General features: G+C 44.4%; 5 protein-coding genes and 1 rRNA gene. All 6 read left to right on the top strand.

The genetic code is table 11. The features are described 5' to 3' along the window. A 5S ribosomal RNA gene (gene rrf, locus AC0YN6_RS27525) occupies nt 1–93 on the top strand; the annotation flags it as partial. Nucleotides 94–180: 87 nt separating this feature from the next. Next, complete coding sequence (locus tag AC0YN6_RS27520) at nt 181–1,374, top strand: GNAT family N-acetyltransferase (protein ID WP_475751049.1); 1,194 nt, start codon at nt 181–183, stop codon at nt 1,372–1,374. 143 nt (nt 1,375–1,517) lie between these two features. Then, nucleotides 1,518–2,975, top strand: coding sequence for an IMP dehydrogenase (guaB, locus tag AC0YN6_RS27515; protein ID WP_475751047.1), 1,458 nt, complete (start codon nt 1,518–1,520; stop codon nt 2,973–2,975). Nucleotides 2,976–3,163: 188 nt separating this feature from the next. Then, a complete protein-coding gene (locus tag AC0YN6_RS27510; protein WP_475751054.1) occupies nt 3,164–4,453 on the top strand; it encodes a D-alanyl-D-alanine carboxypeptidase family protein in 1,290 nt (429 codons plus the stop codon). 128 nt (nt 4,454–4,581) lie between these two features. Then, nucleotides 4,582–5,463: a pyridoxal 5'-phosphate synthase lyase subunit PdxS gene (gene pdxS, locus AC0YN6_RS27505; protein ID WP_138756153.1), complete on the top strand. Its 882-nt coding sequence runs from the start codon at nt 4,582–4,584 to the stop codon at nt 5,461–5,463. Between the two features lie 77 nt (nt 5,464–5,540). Further along, entirely contained in the window at nt 5,541–6,125 is a 585-nt protein-coding gene (gene pdxT / locus AC0YN6_RS27500) for a pyridoxal 5'-phosphate synthase glutaminase subunit PdxT (RefSeq protein WP_475751045.1), read from the top strand. The last annotated feature ends 33 nt before the right edge of the window (nt 6,126–6,158 follow it).

Below are 6,158 nucleotides of genomic sequence, written 5' to 3'. Positions count from 1 at the left end.
CCACGCGTTCCCATACCGAACACGACCGTTAAGCCCTTCAGCGCCGATGGTACTTAGACCGCAGGGTCTTGGGAGAGTAGGACGTCGCCAAGCACGAGAGACCTATCGCATAACATGCGATAGGTTTTTTTGTTGTTTATACGGTATGATAAGGTTATCTGAAATAAGGAGGGCTTCAAATTGGAACAGCGAGTGAATATCAAGCATATGCAAACAGAGCATTTTGATGAGAGTATCGCATTATCGCAATTTGCCTTTCAATATGAAAAATCACCGGAAGAGATTAGACAAATTAAAGAGCAGTTCACGACTGAGCCAGCTGTAAGGTATGGAGCTTTTGTCGATAATCAGTTAGCCGCTCAATCGGCAGTACTAAAGCTGCAAACCTTTATAGGCGGCAAGGTTTTTGATATGGGAGGAGTTGCTGGTGTGGCAACCTGGCCGGAGTACCGGAGGCAAGGTTTAGTTGCACAAATGCTCGTTCAAGCACTAAAAGAGATGAAAGAGAATGGGCAAACGATCTCTTTTCTCCATCCATTCGCATTTTCCTTTTATCGTAAATTTGGTTGGGAAACATATACCGAGCATAAGGTTTACACAATTAAGACTGATTTGCTCCCTGCAAGGATAGCGTATGAAGGACGCATAGAGCGTTATAATGGTGATTACAGCCTATTGAACGATGTTTACCAGGCGTACGCTTCTCAATATAATGGCTCATTAGTGCGTACAGAGCTTTGGTGGAATTATCGAATTACCAAAAGAAAACCAGGAAAAATCGTGATTTATTATGATAATAGCTGCGCAGCACAGGGTTACATTATTTATGAAGTGAAGAATCAGCGCTTAATGGTTCATGAGTTGATTTATTTAAATGAGCCCGCCCGACTTGCTTTGTGGTCATTTATTGGGCAGCATGATTCGATGATTGATGAGGTTACGATTACAGTACCATCGAATGACAGACTCCCCTTTTGGCTAGCTAACCCTAGAATTAAGCAGGAAATCATACCCTATTTTATGGCTCGGATCGTAGATGCTGAAGCTTTCGTTAGTCACTATGAGTTTAACGCTGCGGAAGGTGATGATCATATTCACATCGAGCTCAATGATGCATATGCTCCTTGGAACAGCGGCCGTTATTTGCTTTATATAGCTGCATCTGGAAGGGCTTCACTGCGCCTTTTGGATGAAAGTAAAAAAATAGATGATTCAATAAAGCTAGATATTGGATCCTTTACGACCCTATTGTTAGGCTATATTCAAATTGAGGATTTAGTCCAATTTGGACGTATTGAGGCAATTGCAGCATCTGTTAAACGCTTTCAATCTCGGATTCCCGAACGAACAACGTATTTACCTGACTTTTTCTAAAGAAATGGATTACCGTGCTCTGCTAAAGGAGCAGGAAATCGGTGAAATAAAGCTTTTTATCAGCCTTGACAGCCTATACCCCCTCTGCTAATATTGCAATAATATATGTGAGACGTACTTAAAATTAAGGGAGGAACATACTCGTGTGGGAAACGAAATTCGCCAAAGAAGGGCTAACGTTTGACGACGTCCTGCTTATTCCGCGTAAATCAGAAGTGCTACCTAGGGAAGTTGACATCTCGATTCGTTTAAGCGAGAACATTAAGCTAAACATTCCGCTCATTAGCGCTGGTATGGACACCGTTACAGAAGCCGCATTGGCGATTGCAATAGCGCGTGAGGGTGGTATCGGTATTGTTCATAAGAACATGTCGATTGCACAGCAAGCGGAGGAAGTAGACCGTGTAAAACGTTCGGAGAGCGGTGTAATTACAAATCCGTTTTCGCTTACGCCTGATCATCATGTGTACGACGCAGAAGAGTTGATGGGCAAGTACCGCATCTCAGGCGTACCGATTGTCGATCAAGATAAGAAGCTTGTAGGTATTTTGACAAACCGTGATTTGCGTTTCGTACATGATTATTCCATCAAAATAAATGAAGTGATGACTCGTGACAACCTTGTTACGGCACCTGTCGGCACAACGTTGCAAGAAGCAGAAGGCCTTCTTCAGAAGCATAAGATCGAGAAGCTGCCGCTGATTGATGAGTCTAATACACTTAAAGGTCTTATTACGATTAAAGATATTGAGAAAGCTATCCAGTTCCCGAATGCGGCGAAGGACAAGCATGGCCGCTTGCTTTGCGGAGCAGCGGTTGGTATTTCGAAGGATACAATGGATCGTGCAGAAGCATTGGTTCAATCAGGAATCGATGTTCTTGTAGTAGATTCGGCACATGGTCACCACATTAATATTTTGGAGGCTGTTCGTAAGCTTCGTGCTACTTACCCAGACCTTACTATTATTGCAGGTAACGTTGCTACTGGAGATGCGACTCGTGATCTTATCGAAGCTGGCGCATCCGTTGTCAAAGTAGGGATTGGTCCTGGATCGATCTGTACGACCCGTGTTATCGCCGGTATCGGTGTTCCACAAATTACAGCAATCTATGATTGCGCGTCCGTTGCTCGTGAATATAATATTCCGGTTATTGCAGACGGCGGTATTAAATATTCCGGTGACATTACGAAAGCAATCGCATCTGGAGCAAGCGCAATTATGATTGGAAGCTTGTTCGCAGGTACAGCTGAAAGTCCTGGCGAAACTGAAATTTTCCAAGGACGTAGCTTTAAGGTTTACCGTGGAATGGGCTCGCTTGGTGCAATGAAGGAAGGAAGTAAGGATCGTTACTTCCAAGAGAACGAGAACAAGCTTGTTCCGGAAGGTATCGAAGGTCGTGTTCCTTACAAAGGACCACTTGCTGACACGGTTCATCAATTGCTAGGCGGTTTGCGTTCAGGAATGGGCTACTGTGGTACAGCGTCTTTGGACGAGCTCAAGAACGATACGCAATTCGTTCGTATTACAGGATCTGGTCTTCGTGAAAGCCATCCGCATGATGTGCAAATTACGAAGGAAGCTCCTAACTACTCCCTTTAAGAGATACTTTATAGATACGATAATAACAGACAAGGTAAGGCGACACAGTCGCTATTCCTTGTCTGTTTTTTTTATGAAGGATTACTCATTCTTCTAACGCATCGTAGAGGTTTAATTGTTAGGGTTTGATATGTTACAATTAACAACGGACAAACCAAGTGGGAAAAGGGGAGACGACGTTGAAGGAAATGGTAAGACCGGTTCGATTAAAGACGGTCATCGCTGCAAGTTTGGCGGTTTGGATGGTAATGCTGTCGCTTGGTTCTGCGGTAGCAATGGCGAATGGATATCAAGGAAGACCTAGTACGGAAAATTCTTTAGGCTTACAAGTTAAAGCTGCAATTTTAATTGATGCGGATTCAGGTCAAGTATTGTATGAGGTTAATTCAGAGGAACCGCTCCCTGCGGCAAGTATGACTAAGCTAATGACGGAATATATCGTTCTTGAAGAAATCTCGAATGAGCGTTTATCCTGGGATGAGGTTATTACGACTAGTGCAGAAGCGGCCTCGACGCCACCAGATGGTTCATCTGTATTTCTAGCACAAGGCGATCAACATACGGTTAGAGATTTGTACAAAGCAATGGCTGTTGGATCAGCTAATGATGCTACGATTGCATTAGCTTCACAGATAGCAGGCAGTGAACAAGGTTTTGTCAAAAAAATGAACGAAGTAGCCGATGAGCTCGGACTAAAAACAGCTATTTTCACAAGCGCGACTGGTCTATCGGAGACAACCGTTATTTCTGCAGAGGAAATGGCTAAGCTCGCCAAAATTATTTTGGACAAGCATCCAGAATTTTTGGAATACTCCAAGCTGCAGGAATACAAATTCCGTGAACGCGACAAGGATGCGATTGTGAACATCAACTGGATGCTAGGCACGAATGTGAACCAACAGGGTCTAAAGCATCTAGCCTATGAAGGCGTAGACGGCATGAAAACGGGCTTTATCAATTCTGCGGGCTATAACTTTACCGGTACTGTAAAAAGGGGCGAGCAGCGTTTTATTAGTGTCGTAATGGATACGGCTACAAAGTCGGCTCGTTTTAATGAAACAGCTAAGATGTATAACTATGGTTTCAGCACCTTTGAGAAAAAGACTGTGCTCCCGCCAAAATCCGTGGTAGAAAAAGTACAATCGGTTAAGATTAAGAAGGGAAAAAAGAAATCCCTTCCGGTTGTAACGGAGAAGGATGTTACCTTCATGGTTAAGAAGGGTGTAGAACCTAAGATCGAGGTTGAGGTTACTAGTTTGAAAACAGAAGATGAGCTTGTTGCTCCAATTCCGATCGGTTCAGTCGTGGGAACGGTAACGTACAAATACGTAGATGCCGAAACGAAGCAAGAATTGAAGCAAACGGTTAACCTCATTACAAATGAGGATGGACAGAAAGCTGGTTGGTTCAGCTTGATGTTCCGTGCAATTGGAGATTTTTTCGCCGGCTTGTTTAATGGAATCGTCAATTTGTTCTAATCCGAGTAGAAAACAGGGGAATAACGTAAATCAAGGCTTGTCGATTATTCTCGCTTCCTGTAAAATCTACAGTTAGAACAACTGCGGTAATAGACAAATTAATGGATGAAAATAGGAGGGTTTTTAGCATGGAAACAGGTACATCACGCGTAAAACGCGGCATGGCAGAAATGCAAAAAGGCGGCGTCATTATGGACGTTATGAGCGCCGAGCAAGCAAAAGTAGCAGAAGCAGCAGGGGCAACAGCGGTAATGGCTCTTGAGCGCGTTCCTTCCGAAATACGTGCAGCAGGCGGAGTAGCTCGTATGGCTGATCCGACAATAGTAGAAGAAGTTATGAAGGTTGTCTCCATTCCTGTTATGGCTAAGGCTCGTATTGGACATTATGTAGAAGCTAAAGTGCTCGAATCTATGGGCGTTGACTATATCGATGAGAGTGAAGTGCTTACACCTGCAGATGAAGTTTTCCACATCAGCAAGAATGAGTTTACCATTCCATTCGTATGCGGAGCAAAAGATCTTGGGGAAGCTTTGCGCCGTATTCAAGAAGGAGCAGCAATGCTTCGTACGAAGGGTGAGCCAGGAACAGGAAACATTGTTGAGGCTGTTCGTCACCTTCGCTTGATCAATGGACAAATTCGCAAAATTCAAGGCTTGTCGAAGGACGAGCTTTACCATGAAGCTAAACTTCTTGGCGTAGCTTACGACTTGCTTCTTAACGTGCATGAGACTGGCAAGCTTCCAGTTGTTAACTTCGCAGCAGGCGGAGTAGCTACTCCATCCGATGCAGCTTTGATGATGCATCTTGGAGCAGACGGTGTATTCGTTGGTTCTGGAATTTTCACATCGGAAAACCCAGAGAAATTCGCTCGTGCAATCGTTGAAGCAACTACACATTACCAAGATTACAAGCTGATTGCTGAAGTATCGAAAAACTTGGGTGCTGCTATGAAGGGTATCGAAATTTCGAAACTTAACTCTTCCGAGCGTATGCAAGACCGCGGTATCTAATAGATGTAATTTGCAGGTGCCGGCTTAGCGCGTATAGCGCAGCCGGCCCTTGCCCGTAAAGGAAGGCGAGTAGAGCGATGAAGATAGGCGTACTAGCGCTTCAAGGTGCAGTGGCAGAGCATATTCGAAGCTTAGAAGCAGCGGGCGCAGAGGCGGTCGCTGTTAAGCGGGTTGAGCAGCTTGATGAGCTGCAAGGGCTTGTTATACCAGGCGGTGAGAGCACGACGATCGGCAAGCTGATGCGGAATTATGGCTTTATGGAAGCCATTTCGGAATTTTCTGCACAAGGCAAGCCATTGTTCGGAACGTGCGCAGGTCTTATCGTTTTGGCAGATGAAATTGAAGGCCAAGAGAATGCACATTTACGGCTTATGGATATGACAGTTGCTAGAAATGCATTCGGCCGACAGCAGGAAAGCTTTGAGACGGACTTAGACGTTAAGGGAATTGATGAGCCTGTTCGCGCAGTCTTTATCCGTGCACCTTTGATCAAAAAAGTCGGTGCAAACGTTGACGTGTTGTCTACATACAGAGATGAGATTGTAACAGCAAGACAAGGACATCTTCTCGCTGTATCATATCACCCGGAGCTTACGGATGATTTCAGGCTTCATGCTTACTTCGTAGATATGGTGAAGGAAGCAGCTGCAAGCAAAGCTTAAACATTTACAATAATAAAATTACTCCCTTCAGAG

Source organism: Paenibacillus sp. J22P15, from assembly GCF_056269345.1.
The sequence above is the reverse complement of the archived record's forward strand: the minus strand, read 5'-3'. Positions and strand labels throughout refer to the sequence as shown.

Coding starts and splice junctions, on each gene's coding strand:
- AC0YN6_RS27510 (WP_475751054.1), top strand. CDS start 3,164: ATGGTAAGACCGGTTCGATTAAAGACGGTCATCGCTGCAAGTTTGGCG.
- pdxS (WP_138756153.1), top strand. CDS start 4,582: ATGGAAACAGGTACATCACGCGTAAAACGCGGCATGGCAGAAATGCAA.
- pdxT (WP_475751045.1), top strand. CDS start 5,541: ATGAAGATAGGCGTACTAGCGCTTCAAGGTGCAGTGGCAGAGCATATT.